Source organism: Aeromonas sp. R4-3, assembly GCF_040908275.1.
Taxonomy (GTDB): Bacteria; Pseudomonadota; Gammaproteobacteria; order Enterobacterales; family Aeromonadaceae; genus Aeromonas; species Aeromonas rivipollensis.
Genome location: NZ_JBFODK010000022.1, coordinates 101,047 through 116,667 on the forward strand (window position 1 = coordinate 101,047; position 15,621 = coordinate 116,667).

General features: G+C 66.0%; 14 protein-coding genes. 4 read left to right on the forward strand and 10 right to left on the reverse strand.

Features of this window, described 5'->3' with window-relative positions; translation table 11 throughout:
* Window positions 1-200: 200 nt before the first annotated feature.
* The 6 genes from AB5Y91_RS05785 to AB5Y91_RS05810 form a co-directional block, all read right to left on the reverse strand.
* Window positions 201-1,289, reverse strand: coding sequence for an ABC transporter permease (locus AB5Y91_RS05785; protein WP_368169275.1), 1,089 nt, complete (start codon window positions 1,287-1,289; stop codon window positions 201-203).
* A gap of 2 nt (window positions 1,290-1,291) precedes the next feature.
* Entirely contained in the window at window positions 1,292-2,401 is a 1,110-nt protein-coding gene (locus AB5Y91_RS05790; protein WP_368169276.1) for an ABC transporter permease, read from the reverse strand.
* On the reverse strand, window positions 2,398-4,152 hold the full coding sequence (locus tag AB5Y91_RS05795; RefSeq protein ID WP_368169277.1) for an ATP-binding cassette domain-containing protein: 1,755 nt from the start codon (window positions 4,150-4,152) through the stop codon (window positions 2,398-2,400). The genes AB5Y91_RS05790 and AB5Y91_RS05795 overlap by 4 nt, the downstream gene beginning before the upstream one ends.
* A complete protein-coding gene (gene hlyD, locus AB5Y91_RS05800) occupies window positions 4,149-5,117 on the reverse strand; it encodes a secretion protein HlyD (RefSeq protein ID WP_368169278.1) in 969 nt (322 codons plus the stop codon). Before hlyD ends, AB5Y91_RS05795 begins: the two co-directional genes overlap by 4 nt.
* 85 nt (window positions 5,118-5,202) lie before the next feature.
* A complete protein-coding gene (locus tag AB5Y91_RS05805) occupies window positions 5,203-5,835 on the reverse strand; it encodes a TetR/AcrR family transcriptional regulator (protein ID WP_368169279.1) in 633 nt (210 codons plus the stop codon).
* Window positions 5,836-6,060: 225 nt separating this feature from the next.
* On the reverse strand, window positions 6,061-6,981 hold the full coding sequence (locus AB5Y91_RS05810) for a LysR family transcriptional regulator (RefSeq protein WP_368169304.1): 921 nt from the start codon (window positions 6,979-6,981) through the stop codon (window positions 6,061-6,063).
* 186 nt (window positions 6,982-7,167) lie between these two features.
* On the opposite strand from AB5Y91_RS05810, the gene AB5Y91_RS05815 reads away from it, so the two are divergent.
* Window positions 7,168-8,556, forward strand: a complete 1,389-nt coding sequence (locus AB5Y91_RS05815) for an MFS transporter (RefSeq protein ID WP_368169280.1) — start codon at window positions 7,168-7,170, stop codon at window positions 8,554-8,556.
* A gap of 69 nt (window positions 8,557-8,625) precedes the next feature.
* Here the strand turns inward: AB5Y91_RS05815 and hslU are convergent, their stop codons facing one another.
* The 4 genes from hslU to argS form a co-directional block, all read right to left on the reverse strand.
* Window positions 8,626-9,954 (reverse strand): HslU--HslV peptidase ATPase subunit, encoded by a 1,329-nt coding sequence (gene hslU / locus AB5Y91_RS05820; RefSeq protein WP_005328414.1) that lies wholly within the window; start codon window positions 9,952-9,954, stop codon window positions 8,626-8,628.
* A 68-nt stretch (window positions 9,955-10,022) separates the two neighbouring features.
* The gene (gene hslV / locus AB5Y91_RS05825) at window positions 10,023-10,556 is read right to left on the reverse strand and encodes an ATP-dependent protease subunit HslV (RefSeq protein WP_005340772.1); all 534 of its coding nucleotides are present in this window, start codon (window positions 10,554-10,556) and stop codon (window positions 10,023-10,025) included.
* 187 nt (window positions 10,557-10,743) lie between these two features.
* A complete protein-coding gene (locus tag AB5Y91_RS05830; RefSeq protein WP_106885511.1) occupies window positions 10,744-11,583 on the reverse strand; it encodes an SPOR domain-containing protein in 840 nt (279 codons plus the stop codon).
* A gap of 3 nt (window positions 11,584-11,586) precedes the next feature.
* On the reverse strand, window positions 11,587-13,332 hold the full coding sequence (gene argS / locus AB5Y91_RS05835) for an arginine--tRNA ligase (protein ID WP_111910873.1): 1,746 nt from the start codon (window positions 13,330-13,332) through the stop codon (window positions 11,587-11,589).
* Between the two features lie 314 nt (window positions 13,333-13,646).
* Here argS and AB5Y91_RS05840 point away from each other — a divergent pair, with 314 nt between their 5' ends.
* From AB5Y91_RS05840 to AB5Y91_RS05850, 3 genes are all read left to right on the forward strand, one after another.
* Window positions 13,647-14,213 (forward strand): LON peptidase substrate-binding domain-containing protein, encoded by a 567-nt coding sequence (locus AB5Y91_RS05840; protein WP_111910874.1) that lies wholly within the window; start codon window positions 13,647-13,649, stop codon window positions 14,211-14,213.
* Between the two features lie 124 nt (window positions 14,214-14,337).
* Window positions 14,338-14,907: a sigma-70 family RNA polymerase sigma factor gene (locus AB5Y91_RS05845; RefSeq protein ID WP_025328693.1), complete on the forward strand. Its 570-nt coding sequence runs from the start codon at window positions 14,338-14,340 to the stop codon at window positions 14,905-14,907.
* On the forward strand, window positions 14,900-15,565 hold the full coding sequence (locus tag AB5Y91_RS05850) for a ChrR family anti-sigma-E factor (protein WP_111910876.1): 666 nt from the start codon (window positions 14,900-14,902) through the stop codon (window positions 15,563-15,565). The genes AB5Y91_RS05845 and AB5Y91_RS05850 overlap by 8 nt, the downstream gene beginning before the upstream one ends.
* Window positions 15,566-15,621: the final 56 nt, after the last annotated feature.

Here is a 15,621-nt window from a genome sequence, read left to right on the forward strand (position 1 = left end):
GCTACCCAGTCGGCGGGGGCGGTCGATTGATGCAAATCAAGTGTCTATTTATATATCTCCTCAGGGGTAATTCGAGGGAATTCAAGCTTATACATAAATAGGTATACCAGTTGACGGTTTCCGTACCCGGCGTGGCTGCTGGCTCCGGTCGAGTGCCGGCATGGGGGGCAAGAGGCCGGCCCCTGGCAGGGGCCGGGTCATCAGGCGATATGGCGGCGGAACATGGCCAGCGCCAGGGAGAGGGAGACACCGGCGATGGCGAGCAGGGGCCAGAGCAGGGGCCAGGCCGCCGACCAGCCGAGATCCTTGAGGAAGACCCCCTTGAGCAGCAGGATGAAGTGACTGAGGGGATCCACGGCCGCCAGCCACTGGAACAACAGCGGCATGTTCTCGATGGGGGAGACATAGCCGGAGAGGATCACCGCCGGCACCATGAAGGAGAAGACCCCGAGAAACGCCTGCTGCTGGGTCGAACAGAGGGACGAGACGAAGAGCCCTATCCCCGCCAGCGCCAGGCCGTAGCAGACCATGCCCGCCATCAGCAGCGTGGTGCTGCCGCCAAACGGCACCTGATAGAGGAAGCGGGCCGCCAACGCGACTATGGTGCCCTGGCCCACCGCCACCAGAATGCCGGGCACCGCCTTGCCCGCCATGATCCAGCCCGCGGTGAGGGGGGAGACCAGCAGTTGATCGAAGGTGCCCTCTTCCCGCTCCCGCGCCACCGACAGGGCGGTGACGATGAGGCAGCCTATGGTGGTGATGATGGCCACCAGGGAGGGCAGTATGTGCCAGCTGAACTCTATGTTGGGGTTGTAGAGGTGGCGCACCGTGAGCTCCGGCAGCCCCTTGCCCTCGCTCTGCCAGCGGGCGATCACCTGATTGATGTAGCCCGCCGCCACCTGCCCCCCGTTGGAGCGGCGCCCGTCGATGATCAGCTGCACCTTGGCGGTGTCGCCGCGCGCCAGACGGCGGGAGAAATCCTGCGGGATGATGAGGCCGATCAGGGCCTGCTGCCCGGTGATGGCATCTGTCATCCCAGCCTCGCCCGCCACCGGCATTACAGTGGTGAAGGCGGGCATGTGGGTGAGACGCTCGATGAGCTCCCGGCTCTGCGTCCCCCCATCCTGGTCGTAGATGGCCAGGGTGTTGCCGGTCACCTCCAGGGTGGCGGCGAAGGGGAAGAGGGCCGTTTGCAGCAGCACCGGCATGATGAGCAGGAAGCGTCCCTGGGTATTGCCCATCAGGGCCTGCAACTCTTTTCGGATCAGCCACCAGAGTCGGATCAGCATGTTTACTCCAGGGTGCGCCGCGTCTTGCGGGCGGTGAGGGCCAGCCAGAAGGCGGCCAGCAGCAACAGGCAGACGCCGTTGACCAGCAGGATGGAGAGCACGTTGCCCGCCTGGTAGAGGGTCTGCAACGAGCTCGCGAAGTAGCGGGCCGGAATGAGGTGGGTGATGGCTCGCAGCAGGGGTGGCATGCTGGCGATCTCGAACACGAAACCCGAGAGCATCATGGCCGGCAGAAACGCCGCCGTCAGCGCGGCCTGGGCGGCGTTGAACTGGCTGCGCATCACTGTGGAGAGAAAGAGCCCGAGCCCGAGGGCGCTGCCGAGAAACAGGGTGGTGAGCACGAACAGGGAGATCAGCGAGCCGCGCCAGGGCACCCCCATCACGGCTACCGAGAAGAGCAGGCAGATGAGCATGGCGGCGATACCGAGCCCGTAGTAGGGCAACAGCTTGGAGAGCAGCAGCTCTGTCTTGGTCACCGAGGTGGCGAGCAGCGCCTCCATGGTGCCGCGCTCCCACTCCCTGGCCACCACCAGGGAGGTGAGCAGGGCGCCTATGATGGTCATCACCACGGCGATGGACCCGGGCACCAGGAAGTTGCGGCTCACCAGGGCCGGGTTGAACCAGGCGCGGCTCTCCACCGCCACCGGCAGAGAGACGCCCTCCCTGACGAGCCACCCCTGCCAGATCCCCTGCACGTAGTTGGTGACGAAGTTCGCCGTGTTGGGTTCAGAGCCGTCGGTGAGCAGCAAGACCCTGGGGGTGCCGCCGCCCTGGCCCGCCATGGCACGGGAGAACCCCTCGTCGATCACCAGCAGGCCGCGGATCTCGCCGCGCTCCAGGCTGCCGAGCAGCGCCTCCTTGCTCGGACCGCCCTTCACCTCAAGGGCGTTCGAGCCGCGCAGGGCCTGTTCGAGGCGGATGGCCGGGGCGCCGCCGTCGGTGCGCCAGATGCCGAGTCGCAGGTGGTCCACATCCAGGTTGATGGCGTAGCCCATCACCACCAGCAGCACCACGGGCATGATGAAGGCGATCAGGATGCTGCTGGGGTCGCGCACTATTTGCAGGGACTCCTTGTGGCACAGGGCCAGCAGACGGCGGCGGTTGATGCTCATGCGTCCTCCTCACTGGCCTGCTCGACTAGCGTGATAAAGGCCTCTTCCATCGTTGGTAATGAAGAGGTTGGCAGGGAGAGGGTGGCGCCTCCGGCGGCACTGGCCTTGAGTTCGTCCGGGGTGCCGAGCGCCAGCAGGCGACCGCGGTAGATGAGAGCGATGCGGTCGCAATACTCCGCCTCGTCCATGAAGTGGGTGGTGACCAGCACTGTGACCCCGTGATCGGCCAGGGCGTTGATGTGGGACCAGAACTCCCGCCGGGTCACAGGATCGACCCCCGAGGTGGGCTCGTCGAGGAACAGCAGCGGCGGCTCGTGGAGCAGGGCGCAGGCGAGGGACAGGCGCTGGCGCAGGCCAAGGGGCAGGGATTCCGTCTGCTGGCCGAGCCAGGGGCCGAGGGCGAACGCCTTCACCATAGCGTCGATGCGCGTCTGCTGCTGGCGACCGAACAGGCCGTAGATGCCGGCGAAGAACGACAGGTTCTGGGCCACGGTGAGCTGCTTGTAGAGGGAGAACTTCTGGGCCATGTAGCCGAGGTGCTGACGCGCCGCCGAGGGGCTGCGGGCCAGATCGATGCCGGTCACCAGCGCCTGCCCGCTGCTTGGGCGCAGCAGGCCGCACTCCATCTTGAAGGTGGTGGACTTGCCTGCGCCGTTGGGGCCGAGCAGGCCGAAGATCTCCCCCCGGCGCACCGCGAAGCTGACGTCGTCGGTGGCGGTGAAATCGCCGAAACGCTTGGTGAGGCGGCGAGCCTCGATCACCGTCTCCTGGGAGACCCCCTCGGGCAGGCTGGCCTCGCGCATCAGCTGCGCCAGGCTGGATTCCCCACCCGGGCCGCCCCCCAGCAGATCGATAAAGGCATCCTCCAGCCGGGGCGGGGCCGGTTGAAAGGCGCCGTTGGTCAGTTGCAGTTCTGCCAGCGGCGGGGGCGTCATTCCCGGGTGCAGCAGCAGACGCACCCGCTCCCCCGCCACAGTGCCGTCCATCACCGCCGGGTGGGCCAGGGCGCGGCGTAGCAAGGCGCGCCGCTCCCGGCCGTCCAGTTCTCCGGCTTCCAGCAACCAGCAGCGGCTCGCCATGGCCCCCATGAGTGTCGCCGGGGTGCCGCTGGTGCGCACCTCGCCGTCCGCCATCAGCAGCACGTGGTCGCACAGCTCGGCCTCATCGAGGTAGGCTGTGCTCCAGAGCACCGTCATGCCTCCCTGGGCCAGCTCGCGCACCATCTTCCAGAGGGCGCGGCGGGAGATGGGATCGACCCCGACCCCGGGCTCGTCGAGCAGCAGCACGTCCGGGGTGCCGAGCAGGGCGCAGGCCAGCCCGAGCTTCTGCTTCATCCCCCCCGACAGCTTGCCCGCCGGCCGTGCGGTGAAGCGGGCGAGATCGGTGAAGGCGAGCAGGCGCTCGAAGGTGGGGCTGCGCTCTGGCTCCAGCACCCCGCGCAAGTCAGCATAGAGGTTGAGGTTCTCCTGCACGCTGAGATCCTCGTAGAGCCCGAACTGCTGGGGCATGTAGCCGAGCCGCTGACGCAGGGCATCCCCCTCGCGTACCGGATCCAGCCCCAGCACCCGGATTTCCCCGGCCTCCGGTACCAGCAGGCCGGCCAGCAGGCGCAGCAGTGTGCTCTTGCCAGCTCCGTCCGGCCCCACCAGGCCCGTGATGCCGCCGCTCGGAATGGTGGCCGAGATGGCGTTGAGGGCCACCCGATCGCCGAAGCACTTGGTGAGCCCGGCGAGCTGGATGGCGGCGTTCATGGCTGCAGCCTGACGGTGACCGGCATCCCCTGGCGCAGTGCAGAGTCAGGATCCTGCACCACTATGCGCAGCCGGTAGACCAGGTGGGTGCGAAGATCCGGCGTCTCCACCGATTTGGGGGTGAACTCGGCGGTAGGGGAGACAAAGCCCACCACCCCCTGATAGGGCTTGTCCGGCCTTGAGTCGGTAATAAGGGTCACCTTGGCGCCGCTCGGGAAGTGGCCTAGCCAGGGCTCCTCCACATAGGCGCGTACCCAGACAGGCGCGGTCAGTGAGAGGTTGAAGGCGGTGGCTCCCGGCTGCACCATGCTGCCGGTCTCGATGGCGCGGGTGAGGAGGATGCCGTCGCTCGGGGCTGTCAGCACGGCGTCGGCGAGCGCCAGTTCGGCACTGGCCAGCGCCGCTTTGGCCCCTTGCAGCTGGGCATCGGACTGGGCAATTTCTTCGGGGCGATAACCGGTCTCGAGCTGGCCGAGCTGCTCGCGTGCGGAGCGCACCTGGGCCTGGGTCTGATCCCGCTGGGAGCGGGCGCTGTCGAGCTGACCACGGGAGATGGCACCGGTCGCCGCCAGCGCACTCTGGCGACGCCACTGCTGCTCTGCCTCGAGCGCAGCCGCCTCGGCGGCGGCCAGTTCGGCCCGTGCCCGATCGCGCTCTTCGCTGCGATACCCCTTGTGCACCAAGGCGTTGGCCGCTTCGATCGCGGCCAGATTGGCTCGGGCGCTGTCGCGCTGGTGGGCGAGGGGCACGGGATCGAGGCGGGCCAGCAATTGGCCTGCTTTTACGCTATCCCCCTCATCGACCAGCACCTCGCTGACCCTGCCGCCGACCCTGAACGCCAGGTTCACATCGCGGATGTCGACGTTGCCGTAGAGGATGGAGCCGTCGGCCGGGCGGCCCTGCCACCAGAGGTAGCCGCCGATCAGGGCCAGCAGCACTGCCAGGATGGCGATGCGTTGTTTCATGTCGGATCTCCTTCGGGGCGGCCCTGCCACCCGAGGTAGCCACTGAGCAGGGACAGCAGCAGGGCCAGAATGGCGATGGGTTGTTTCATGCGGGATCTCCTTCGGGGCGGCGCAGGCCGCGCAGGGCCCACGTCAGGCGTTGCCGGGCGGCCTCGGGATTGTCTATCTGGGACAAAAACGGCGCCGCCTCCGGGGGCAGCCAGCCGAGCTGGCGACCACCACCGGCGATCACCAGGGGCAGACCGACGGAGCCCATGATGAAGATCATCAGCTGCAACGGATTGCCCGCCACCAGGGAGCCCTCCGCCTGCGCGTTGCGCACCTGCTCGAGCAGCAGCAGGGGGTGGCGGCGCGGCAGGCTCAGCAGAAAGCGCTGGGCCGCGCGCTCGCCGGCCAGGGCATCGCCAAACAGGTGATTGATGAAGCTGCGCTGGCGCGCCACCAGGGCGATCACCGCCACCATGGTGGCCTCGAAGGTCGCGAGGGCAGAGGGGTAGGTGCCGCGGGCAGCCACCGCCTTGAGCTCATCAAAGAGGGGGGCGTACCAGAGCTCCACCAGCTCGTCGATGAAGGCGTCGCGGTTGCCAAAGTGATAGACGAAGGTGCCGAGATTGACCTCGGCCGCCGCCGCCAGCTCGCGCACAGTGAGGCCGCGCAATCCCTTGTCGGTGGCGATCGCCAGGCCCGTATCGAGCAGTTTTTGACGAGTGGGGTGCATCTAACAGCGCTCCTGTTGCACAGATTTTGATCTGAATTATACGCTTGTATAAAATCGAAGGAAGGGGCGGGCCGATCTTTTTTTGAACAAGTGTGAGCGGCGCCTCGCGGCTCTGTGTGACGGAGGGAAAAGGCGGGTACAGCGGGCCAAAGCCCTCGGAATTCCGGGCGGCCGCACCGTGCTCCCCGGGCGGTCAGGAGGTGGATTTGCCTGCCGCCAGGGGGATCAGCTGTCTCTGGTGTCCCCTCCATAGGGGGCCTGGGCGCAGGTCTCGCGGATGAGGGCGCGCAGCCAGCGGTGAGCCGGGTCGGCGTCCTGACTGGGGTGCCAGATTAGGGCGACCCTGATCCCTGCCAGCGGGAAGGGCAGGGGCAGGGTCACCAGATCGGTGTGCAGGGCGGAGCAGTGCCGCTCGGGAACCGTCGCCACCAGGTCGCTGCCCCGCACCAGGGCCAGGGCAGTGGCAAAGCCGGGGACCAGGGTCGCCGCCTCGCGTGTCAGCCCGAGGTGCGCCAGGGCCTCGTCTATGGGGCCCTGCTCCAGCCCGCGCCGTGACACCAGTATGTGGCGGGCGGCGGCATAGCGGGGGGCGGTCAGGGGGCCCTCGCACAGGGGGTGGCCCGGACGCACCACGGCGACGAAGTGGTCCTGAAACAGCGCCTGGGTGCGCAGCTCGGGTGCCGTCTCTGCGCCTATGACGCCGGTTTCGAAATCCAGCTCGCCGCTGCGCAGGGGGTGGCTCCCCTTGTCGGGTTTGGCCAGAAAGTGCAGCCTGACCCCGGGGGCCTCGGCGGCGAGCCGGGCCAGCAGGGCAGGGCCGACCGACTCCACGAAGCCGTCGCTGGATCTCAGGCGGAAGGTGCGCACCAGCCGGGCCGGGTCTATCTCCTGCTGGGGGCGCAGCACGGCGTGCGCGTCCTGCACCAGCTGGCTGACCTGGGCGCGCAGGGCCAGGGCACGCGGCGTGGGCACCAGGCCCCGGCCCGCCCTGACCAGCAGGGGGTCACCCGTGGTCTCCCGCAGCCTGGCCAGGGCCCGGCTCATGGCGGAGGGGCTCAAGGAGAGTCGTCTGGCGGCACCGGCCACGCTGCCCTCGTCCAGCAGGGCATCCAGGGTCAGCAGCAGATTGAAGTCGGGGGTGTTCATGGCATTGCCCTCGCCGAGCCGGGGATCCCGAGTGATGACCCATGACGGTCGGTTGGCTTCATCATACGCGAGAACCCTGATCTTCATATGGCGTCTGGTGCAGCTATAAGCTGCAAGTCGTGCGTCTTCCGCCAACTCATGCTCCCCGCTAGCCTTGTGGCATCATCCTCTGCCGGAGACAGTGCCATGTCAGAACCCAAGCCCCTCCCGACCCCTGCCGCTCGCCGTCTCGGCCTGCTGGCACTCGGCCTCGCCACCCTGCTGCCCATGTTGGGGGGCAGCCTGGCCAACATGGTGCTGCCCGCCCTGGGGCAGGCCTTTGCAGTGCCCTTTGCCAGCCTGCAGTGGGTGCTGGTGGCCTATCTGCTGGGGATCACCTGCCTGACTGTGGTGGCCGGCCGACTGGGGGACAGGTTCGGTCGGCATCGCCTGCTGCTCCTGGGGCTGGGGCTCTTTGCGCTGGCCTCGTTGCTGTGCGCCCTGGCGCCGACCATAGGCTGGCTGATCGCGGCCCGTGCCCTGCAGGGGGTCGCTGCGGCCTGCATGCTCTCCCTGGCGCTGGCCATGGTGGGCCAGCTGGTGCCACCGGCGCGGCGGGGTTGGGGCATGGGGCTGCTCGGTACCCTGTCGGCCTGCGGCACTGCGCTCGGCCCCTCCTTTGGCGGCCTGCTGACGGCCGGCTTTGGCTGGCAGGCCCCCTTCCTGCTGCTGGTGCCCCTCAGCCTGCTGGCGCTGGGCTGTGCCCGGCTCGGTCTGCCTCGGGACGGCTCCTCGCCACAACAAGAGAGGATGAACCTCGCGAGCCTGTCACTGCTGGTGGCGGCCCTGCTCTGCTACGGCCTGGCGCTGACTCTGGGGGGCGCCCTGGCCCTCTGGTGGGGGGCGGGGGCCCTGCTGGTCACGGCCTCGTTCGTTCGCCGCGAGCGCCGCGCCCCCGTGCCCCTGTTGCCGCTGGCGCTGCTGGGGGCCCCGGGGCTTGGCAACGGCCTTGTCGCCAGCGCCCTGGTGGCCAGCGTCATGGTGCTGACCCTGCTCATAGGCCCCTTCTACCTGAGGGGCGTCTTCGGTCTCAGTCTCGGGACTGTCGGCCTGATGATATCGGGCGGGCCCCTGCTGGCGGCCCTGACGGGCATGCCCGCCGGCTGGCTGGTGGACAGGCTGGGGGCGCGGCAGGTGGTCCGGCTGGGGCTGGCAGTCATGGGGGCTGCGGCCCTCGGCCTGGCCGGGGCGGCGGGGCAGTTCGGCCCGCTCGGCTACCTGCTGCCCATACTGCTGCTGACCGCCGGCTATGCCCTGTTCCAGACTGCCAACAACAGTGCCGTGGTGGGGGAGGCGAGTGAGCAGACCCGGGGCGCCGTGGCCGGTCTGCTGACCCTGTCGCGCAATCTGGGCCAGCTGACCGGGGTGGCCGGGCTCGGCGGCCTGTTCGCCGCCCTGGTGGGAGAGCAGGGTCTGACCCTGGCCAGCGAGCTGGTGTTCGGCACCCGGGCCCTCTTCGCCCTGAGCGCCTTGCTGATTGGTCTGGCGTTCTGGCTGGTGGGTCGCCGCCGGGAGGGGATGCTGGTCAGCGCCTGAGCCTGAGCAGAAACGCATACAAAAACGCCTCCGCGAAGGGAGGCGTTTGTCTAACGGGAGGCGGCGAGCTTACAGAATATAGCGGCTCAGATCCTCGTCCTCGATCAGGGCGCCGAGGTGGGCGTTGACGTAGTCGGTGTCGATGACGAAGGTCTCGCCGGACTTCTCGGAGGCGTCGTAGGAGATGTCTTCCATCAGCCGCTCCATCACTGTGTGCAGACGGCGGGCACCTATGTTCTCGGTGCGCTCGTTGACCTGCCAGGCCGCCTCGGCCAGACGGCGGATGCCGTCCTGGGTGAACTCGATCTTGACCCCTTCGGTGGCCATCAGCGCCTGGTACTGATCGGTCAGGGAGGCGTTCGGCTCGGTCAGGATCCGCTCGAAATCATGGGTAGTCAGTGCGGTCAGCTCGACCCGGATCGGCAGGCGACCCTGCAGCTCGGGGATGAGATCCGACGGACGGGCCACCTGGAAGGCGCCGGAGGCGACGAACAGTATGTGATCTGTCTTGACCATGCCGTGCTTGGTGTTGACGGTGCAACCCTCGACCAGCGGCAGCAGGTCACGCTGTACCCCTTCACGGGAGACATCGGGGCCCGAGCTCTCGCCGCGCTTGCAGATCTTGTCGATCTCGTCGAGGAAGACGATGCCGTTGTTCTCGACCGCGGCAATGGCCTTCTGCTTCAGCTCTTCCGGGTTGACCAGACGGGCCGCTTCCTCTTCGATCAGCGCCTTCATGGCCTCTTTGACCTTGATCTTGCGCTTCTTCTTCTGCTGCTGGCCGAGGTTCTGGAACAGCCCCTGCAGCTGGTTGGCCATCTCTTCCATGCCCGGCGGGGTCATGATGTCGACGCCCATGGGGGTGGCGGCGAGATCCAGCTCTATCTCCTTGTCATCCAGCTGACCTTCCCGCAGTTTCTTGCGGAAGATCTGGCGGGTGTTGGAGTTGTCGGCCTTCTCCTCCTCGCCCCAGCTGTTGCGCGGATTCGGCAGCAGGGCGTCGAGGATGCGCTCCTCGGCGGCTTCCTCGGCGCGGTATTTCATCTTCTCCATCTCGGTCTCGCGCACCAGCTTGATGGCGACATCGGTGAGATCGCGGATGATGCTGTCCACTTCCTTGCCCACATAGCCCACTTCGGTGAACTTGGTCGCTTCCACCTTGATGAAGGGGGCGTTGGCGAGCTTGGCCAGACGACGGGCGATCTCGGTCTTGCCGACCCCGGTCGGGCCTATCATCAGGATGTTTTTCGGGGTCACTTCATGGCGCATCTCTTCGCTGAGCTGCATCCGGCGCCAGCGGTTGCGCAGGGCCACGGCCACCGCACGCTTGGCATCGGCCTGACCGATGATGTGTCTGTCCAGCTCGTGGACGATTTCTCTCGGGGTCATCTCGGACATGATGGAGTTCCTGTATCCGGGGCGGGCAGGGCCCACCCCTTGGAGAATGAGTTGGCTGACGGGCGCCCTTACTTGGCGCTGTAGTCCAGCACTTCGATGGTGTGGTTGCCGTTGGTGAAGACGCAGATGTCGCCCGCAATCTTGAGGGACTTCTCGACTATGGTCCTGGCATCCAGCTCGGTGTTTTCCAGCAGGGCGATGGCGGCGGACTGGGCGAAGTTGCCGCCGCTGCCGATGGCGATCAGGTCATGCTCCGGCTGCACCACGTCACCGTTGCCGGTGATGATGAAGGATTTGTGCTCGTCGGCCACGGCCAGCAGGGCTTCGAGGCGGCGCAGGGCGCGATCGGTGCGCCAGTCCTTGGCCAGCGCCACGGCGGCGCGTTCCAGGTTGCCCTGATGGGCCTGCAGTTTGGCTTCGAAGCGCTCGAGCAGGGTGAAGGCGTCGGCGGTGCCGCCGGCAAAACCTGCCAGCACCTTGCCGTTGTAGAGACGATGAACCTTGCGGGCGTTGCCCTTCATGACGGTGTTGCCGAGGGAGACCTGGCCATCACCGCCGATCACGACCTGGCCGTTGCGGCGGACGGAAACTATGGTAGTCACTTTACTTACCTCGCTTGAGCCGAATGACGGCCGGACTGTGCATGGCAAGAAAGATGGGGATGGCAAACCGGCTTTTCAAGCCTGCCTGTTGTCGGGAGAAAGGGGGAGGCCATGCCGGCGAGGGAGAGGGGAGTCGAAAGGAGAAGGGCCGGGGTTGTCCCCCGGCCCTTCTTGATTGGCTCTGTGGCTAGCCTTTCTTGGGAATGCAGCCGCTGATGCCTGAGCTCTGCAGCTTGCGGTTGGCCGCATCGACGGCCGCCTTGCCGCTGAAGGGACCCACCATCACCTTGTAGACGGTGCCATTGGCGCCATTGACCACCTGCAGGCTGGAGGAGAGGCCGGCGCCGAAGGCGATGCGCGCCTTGAGCGACTCTGCGGAATCCTGCGAGCGCAGCGCGGCACACTGCATCATGTAGCGACCGCCGTCGGCTGCCGCCGTTTGGGTCGCCGCCTTGGCCTTGGCTGCCTCGGCGCGTTCCCGCTCCAGCTCGGCACGGATCTCCCGCTCCATCCGCTCACGCTCTGCCTTCTGGTCGATCACCTGCTCTTGCGCGCTGGCGACCGGGGCACCGGTGGCCGGCTTGGTCGGTTGCACCGGTTGCGGCTGGAAGGGCTTCACCTGACCTAGGGGGGTCCCGGGTTGGGGGATCTCGGTCGGTACTGGCTGCGGCAGCTTCTCGGGTTGCAGGGTGAGGGTCTCGGCAGGCGGAGGCGGCAGCACGCCCGGCTGGGGCGGCGGCTCTATGATGTCCACCTGCTTGTTCTCCAGCCGCTCTATGTAGCTCCACTTCTCCTGGGGCAGGGTATTGCCCTGTGCCTTGGGTTTGTTGGCCTTCACCTGCTCTTCTATGGTGGGGGCATCCGCCCCCTTGCCGTTGATCAGGTAAAGGAAGGCGCCAAAGCCGACGACCAGGGCCCCGGCCAGCAGTGCCGGGATAACAGGAAAGCGGCGAGGTGCCGCTTTCTTGATGTTACGACCACCGGCCCGTCGTCTCGGGCTGTTGCCGACGTAATCCCGGGTCGCCATCTATTACATGCGCTCCAGGGTATGGATGCCCAGCACGCCCAGGCCCAGCTTGAGCACCTTGGCGGTGGCGGCACACAGCAGCAGGCGGCTGTTGCGGGTCGCTTCGTCCACGCCGTCCTTGTTGATCGGGCAGGCTTCGTAGAAGGTCATGAAGTTGCCGGACAGCTCGTACAGATAGGTGCACAGCAGGTGCGGCATGCCCTTGTCTGCCACGCCGTTGACCGCGTCGGAGAACTGGATCAGCTTCTGGGCCAGCACCTCTTCGGCCTCTTCGTTCAGGGTCACGTGGCCGGTCAGGGCCTCGGCATCTATGTTCGCCTTGCGGAAGATGGACTGGATGCGGGTGTAGGCGTACTGCAGGTAAGGGGCAGTGTTGCCTTCAAACGACAGCATCATGTCCCAGTCGAAGATGTAGTCTGTGGTGCGGTTCTTGGAGAGATCCGCATACTTGACCGCGCCCATGGCGATGGCGTGCACCACCTTGGCCTTGTCTTCGGCGCTGAGATCGCTGTTGCGGCTCTCCAGCAGGGCACTGGCGCGCTCTTCGGCCTCGTTCAGCAGATCGACCAGCTTGACGGTGCCACCGGAGCGGGTCTTGTAGGGGCGGCCGTCCTTGCCCAGCATCATGCCGAAGGCGTGGTGCTCAAGCGGTACGGATTCCGGCACATAGCCCGCCTTGCGGGTGATGGTCCAGGCCTGCATCAGGTGCTGGTGCTGACGGGAGTCGATGAAGTACATGACACGGTCGGCGCCCAGGCTCTCGTAACGGTATTTGGCACAGGCGATGTCGGTGGTGGTGTAGAGGAAGCCGCCATCGCTCTTCTGGATGATGACGCCCATGGGCTCGCCATCCTTGTTCTTGAACTCGTCGAGGAAGACCACGGTCGCGCCTTCGCTCTCGACCGCCAGGCCACGGGCCTTCAGGTCGGCCACTATCTGGGGCAGCATGTCGTTGTACATGGACTCGCCCATTATGTCCTTGTTGGACAGGGAGATGTTCAGGCGATCGTAGTTGCGCTGATTCTGCTCCATGGTCATGTCGACCAGCTTCTTCCACATGGTGCGGCAGTACTCATCGCCACCCTGCAGCTTGACCACGTAGTTGCGCGCGCGCTCGGCGAAGGCTTCGTCTTCGTCGTAGTGACGCTTGGCCTGGGTGTAGAAGGCTTCCAGGTCCTTGAGCTCCATGTCGGAGGCGTGCTCGTTGGCCATCTTCTCCAGGTAGGCGATCAGCATGCCGAACTGGGTGCCCCAGTCGCCGATGTGGTTGGCACGCACCACCTTGTGGCCGAGGAACTCCAGGGCGCGGGCGGCGACGTCACCGAGGACTGTGCTGCGGATGTGGTGCACCGCCATCTCCTTGGCCACGTTCGGCGCCGAGTAGTCCACCACCACGGTTTGCGGGGTCGGCAGCTTCACGTTGGCGTTGGCACTGGTCACCATGGCTTCCACCTGACCGGCCAGCCAGCTCGGGTCGAAGAAGAAGTTGATGAAGCCGGGACCGGCGATCTCGACCTTGGCGATCAGATCGGAGGCGGGCAGGTGCTCTATGATGGCAGCGGCCAGCTCACGGGGGTTCTTGCGGGCCGGTTTGGCCAGCAGCATGGCCAGGTTGGTGGCCAGGTCGCCGTGAGCCTTCTCCTTGCATCGGTCTACTTGCACCCGGGCTTCCAGGTCGGCCGGCAAGACGCCCGCGGACTTGAGATTGGCTACCGTTTGTTCAAGTAGATGATGAATATGCTCTTTCATAACTGACCACCGAGGTTGCGCGTCGAAAAATGACTGACTGGATAAGGGCGTGAATTTTACCCGCATCGGGCCGAGAAAACTATAGGAATGGCCCGACCCCCTTGGGGTGGCGGATATTTCACTGCGTTTTTCACCACATTGCAGAATATTGATTTGAATAAGTGGTGGTTATCCATTTCTACTGCATATCGAAGCGGCTTGTCCAGGCTATTTTCCCCTGATTGTTAAGGGGTTATTTATTCCAATTTGGTCTGAATGATCCCGCGTCGTCCGGCGGTCGTATCCTTAGAGGAAGTCGCTAGAGGACGATCCCGATGACACTGGTGCTGTTTCCACTCTCCGCCCACCTGCTGCCCGGCGGCATAATGCCGCTGCGCATCTTCGAGCCCAGGTATCAGCGCATGATTGCCGAGGTGCGGGAGCGGGAGTTTGCGCTCTGCATGCTGGACCCCCGCCAGCCCGAGGCCATGCGCAACATGTATCCCATCGCCACCCGGGTGCGGATCATCGATTTCGATCTGCTGCCGGACGGTCTGCTCGGCATCACAGTGCTCGGGGTGGAGCGGGTCAGGATAGTCGATCTGTGGCAGGAGCCTGACGGCCTGCGGGTGGGTGAGGTGGAGCCGCTGCCCCCCTGGCAGAGCGGCCGGCTCAAGGCCGACCAGCACACCCTGGCCAAGGCGCTGCAGGATGTGTTCAACGACTACCCGGAATACGCTGCCCTCTACCCCGAGCCCGACTGGGACGACGCCAGCTGGGTAGCCCAGCGTTGGCTGGAGGTACTGCCCATCCCGGTGGAGCAGAAGCAGTGGCTGGTTGCGGCCAAGGATAACCAGCCCGCCCTCTCCCTGCTGAGTGGCCTGCTGGTCGCGAGCCACTGAATTCCCGTCCCCGGTGATCCTTTTGCCCCGCCCGTCGTAATGGTGATGACAGCAACACTCAAGGGATGGCGCAATGGCATATACTGGCCAACCACAATCGGCTCCACGCAGGATATCGCCCCCCATGGACAACCCAGATGGCGATCTGACGTCTCTTCTCATTCGGGTGGCCGAACATGGCGACAAGGTCGCCTTCGCCACCCTGTTCCACCACTTCGCGCCGCGCATCCGCAGCTATGGGATGCGCCACCTCGGCAGCGAGGCCAACGCCCTCGAGCTGGTGCAGGAGACCATGCTGCTGGTGTGGCAGAAGGCTCGCCTCTATCACCCCGAGAAGGGGGCGCCGACCACCTGGATCTATACCGTCATGCGCAACCAGAGTTTCGACATGCTGCGGCGCCGTCGCGCCAGCAAGGAGGATCTCTGCGCCGAGGAGCTGTGGCCCCTGCTGGAGTTCAGGGCGGAAGAGGAGCACCTGAGCGGCGGGGAGGACGCCGTGCTGACCCGCCAGATGGCAGATTACCTCGCCACCCTGCCGGAGCCGCAACAACAGGTGGTGCGCGGCATCTATCTGCAGGAGTTTTCCCAGCAGGAGCTGGCCGACAGGCTAGGCGTCCCGCTCGGGACCATCAAGTCCCGCCTCCGGCTGGCATTACAGAAACTGAAAGAGCAAGTGGAGCAAGGCCATGATTAAGACCCATCCGACCGAACTCATGTTGCGGGCCTTCGCCGCCGACGAGTTGCCCCTGCCGCTGGCCGTCGGTGTCTCTGCCCATTGCGAGCTCTGCCCCGAGTGTGCCGCCCAGGTACAGACCCTTGAGGCCGAGCTGGCGAACCAGCTCCTGGCGCCGGCCGCGCCGGACCAGGGGCTGCCGGCCGGGCTCGACGCCATGCTGGCGGAGATACTGCAACAACCCGTGGCGACCGTGGCCGAGCTAGCGCAGCAGGTGCGGCCGGCCCCCGAGTTGCGGGTCGCGGGCCAATCCTACCGGCTGCCACGGGTGCTTGCCCGCCACCATGCGCCCAAGTGGCGCCATGTGGGCGCCATTCGCCAGCACAGCCTGCCGCTCGACGAGATGGGGGCTCGCGCCAGCCTGCTCCACATCGAGGCCGGTGGCCGCATCCCCGAGCATACCCACAAGGGCTATGAGCTGACCCTGCTGCTGGCAGGCAACATGCAGGAGGGGGACATCTGCTATCAGGCGGGGGACTTCATCTGGCGCGACGCCAGTCACGCCCACAGCCCGCACACCCCGGACGGCTGCCTCTGCTACACGGTGCAGGACGCACCCGTCCACTTCACCAAGGGATTGTCGCGGCTGCTCAACGGCATCAGCCATCGCCTCTATTGAGTGCGGGCAGCAATAGAAAAAGGGACCTTAACGGTCCCTTTTTTCATCAGGCAATC

Excerpts from the sequence above, each read along its gene's own strand:
- AB5Y91_RS05785 (WP_368169275.1), bottom strand. The coding sequence starts at position 1,289 with ATGCTGATCCGACTCTGGTGGCTGATCCGAAAAGAGTTGCAGGCCCTG.
- AB5Y91_RS05790 (WP_368169276.1), bottom strand. The coding sequence starts at position 2,401 with ATGAGCATCAACCGCCGCCGTCTGCTGGCCCTGTGCCACAAGGAGTCC.
- AB5Y91_RS05795 (WP_368169277.1), bottom strand. The coding sequence starts at position 4,152 with ATGAACGCCGCCATCCAGCTCGCCGGGCTCACCAAGTGCTTCGGCGAT.
- hlyD (WP_368169278.1), bottom strand. The coding sequence starts at position 5,117 with ATGAAACAACGCATCGCCATCCTGGCAGTGCTGCTGGCCCTGATCGGC.
- AB5Y91_RS05805 (WP_368169279.1), bottom strand. The coding sequence starts at position 5,835 with ATGCACCCCACTCGTCAAAAACTGCTCGATACGGGCCTGGCGATCGCC.
- AB5Y91_RS05810 (WP_368169304.1), bottom strand. The coding sequence starts at position 6,981 with ATGAACACCCCCGACTTCAATCTGCTGCTGACCCTGGATGCCCTGCTG.
- AB5Y91_RS05815 (WP_368169280.1), top strand. The coding sequence starts at position 7,168 with ATGTCAGAACCCAAGCCCCTCCCGACCCCTGCCGCTCGCCGTCTCGGC.
- hslU (WP_005328414.1), bottom strand. The coding sequence starts at position 9,954 with ATGTCCGAGATGACCCCGAGAGAAATCGTCCACGAGCTGGACAGACAC.
- AB5Y91_RS05830 (WP_106885511.1), bottom strand. The coding sequence starts at position 11,583 with ATGGCGACCCGGGATTACGTCGGCAACAGCCCGAGACGACGGGCCGGT.
- argS (WP_111910873.1), bottom strand. The coding sequence starts at position 13,332 with ATGAAAGAGCATATTCATCATCTACTTGAACAAACGGTAGCCAATCTC.
- AB5Y91_RS05840 (WP_111910874.1), top strand. The coding sequence starts at position 13,647 with ATGACACTGGTGCTGTTTCCACTCTCCGCCCACCTGCTGCCCGGCGGC.
- AB5Y91_RS05845 (WP_025328693.1), top strand. The coding sequence starts at position 14,338 with ATGGACAACCCAGATGGCGATCTGACGTCTCTTCTCATTCGGGTGGCC.
- AB5Y91_RS05850 (WP_111910876.1), top strand. The coding sequence starts at position 14,900 with ATGATTAAGACCCATCCGACCGAACTCATGTTGCGGGCCTTCGCCGCC.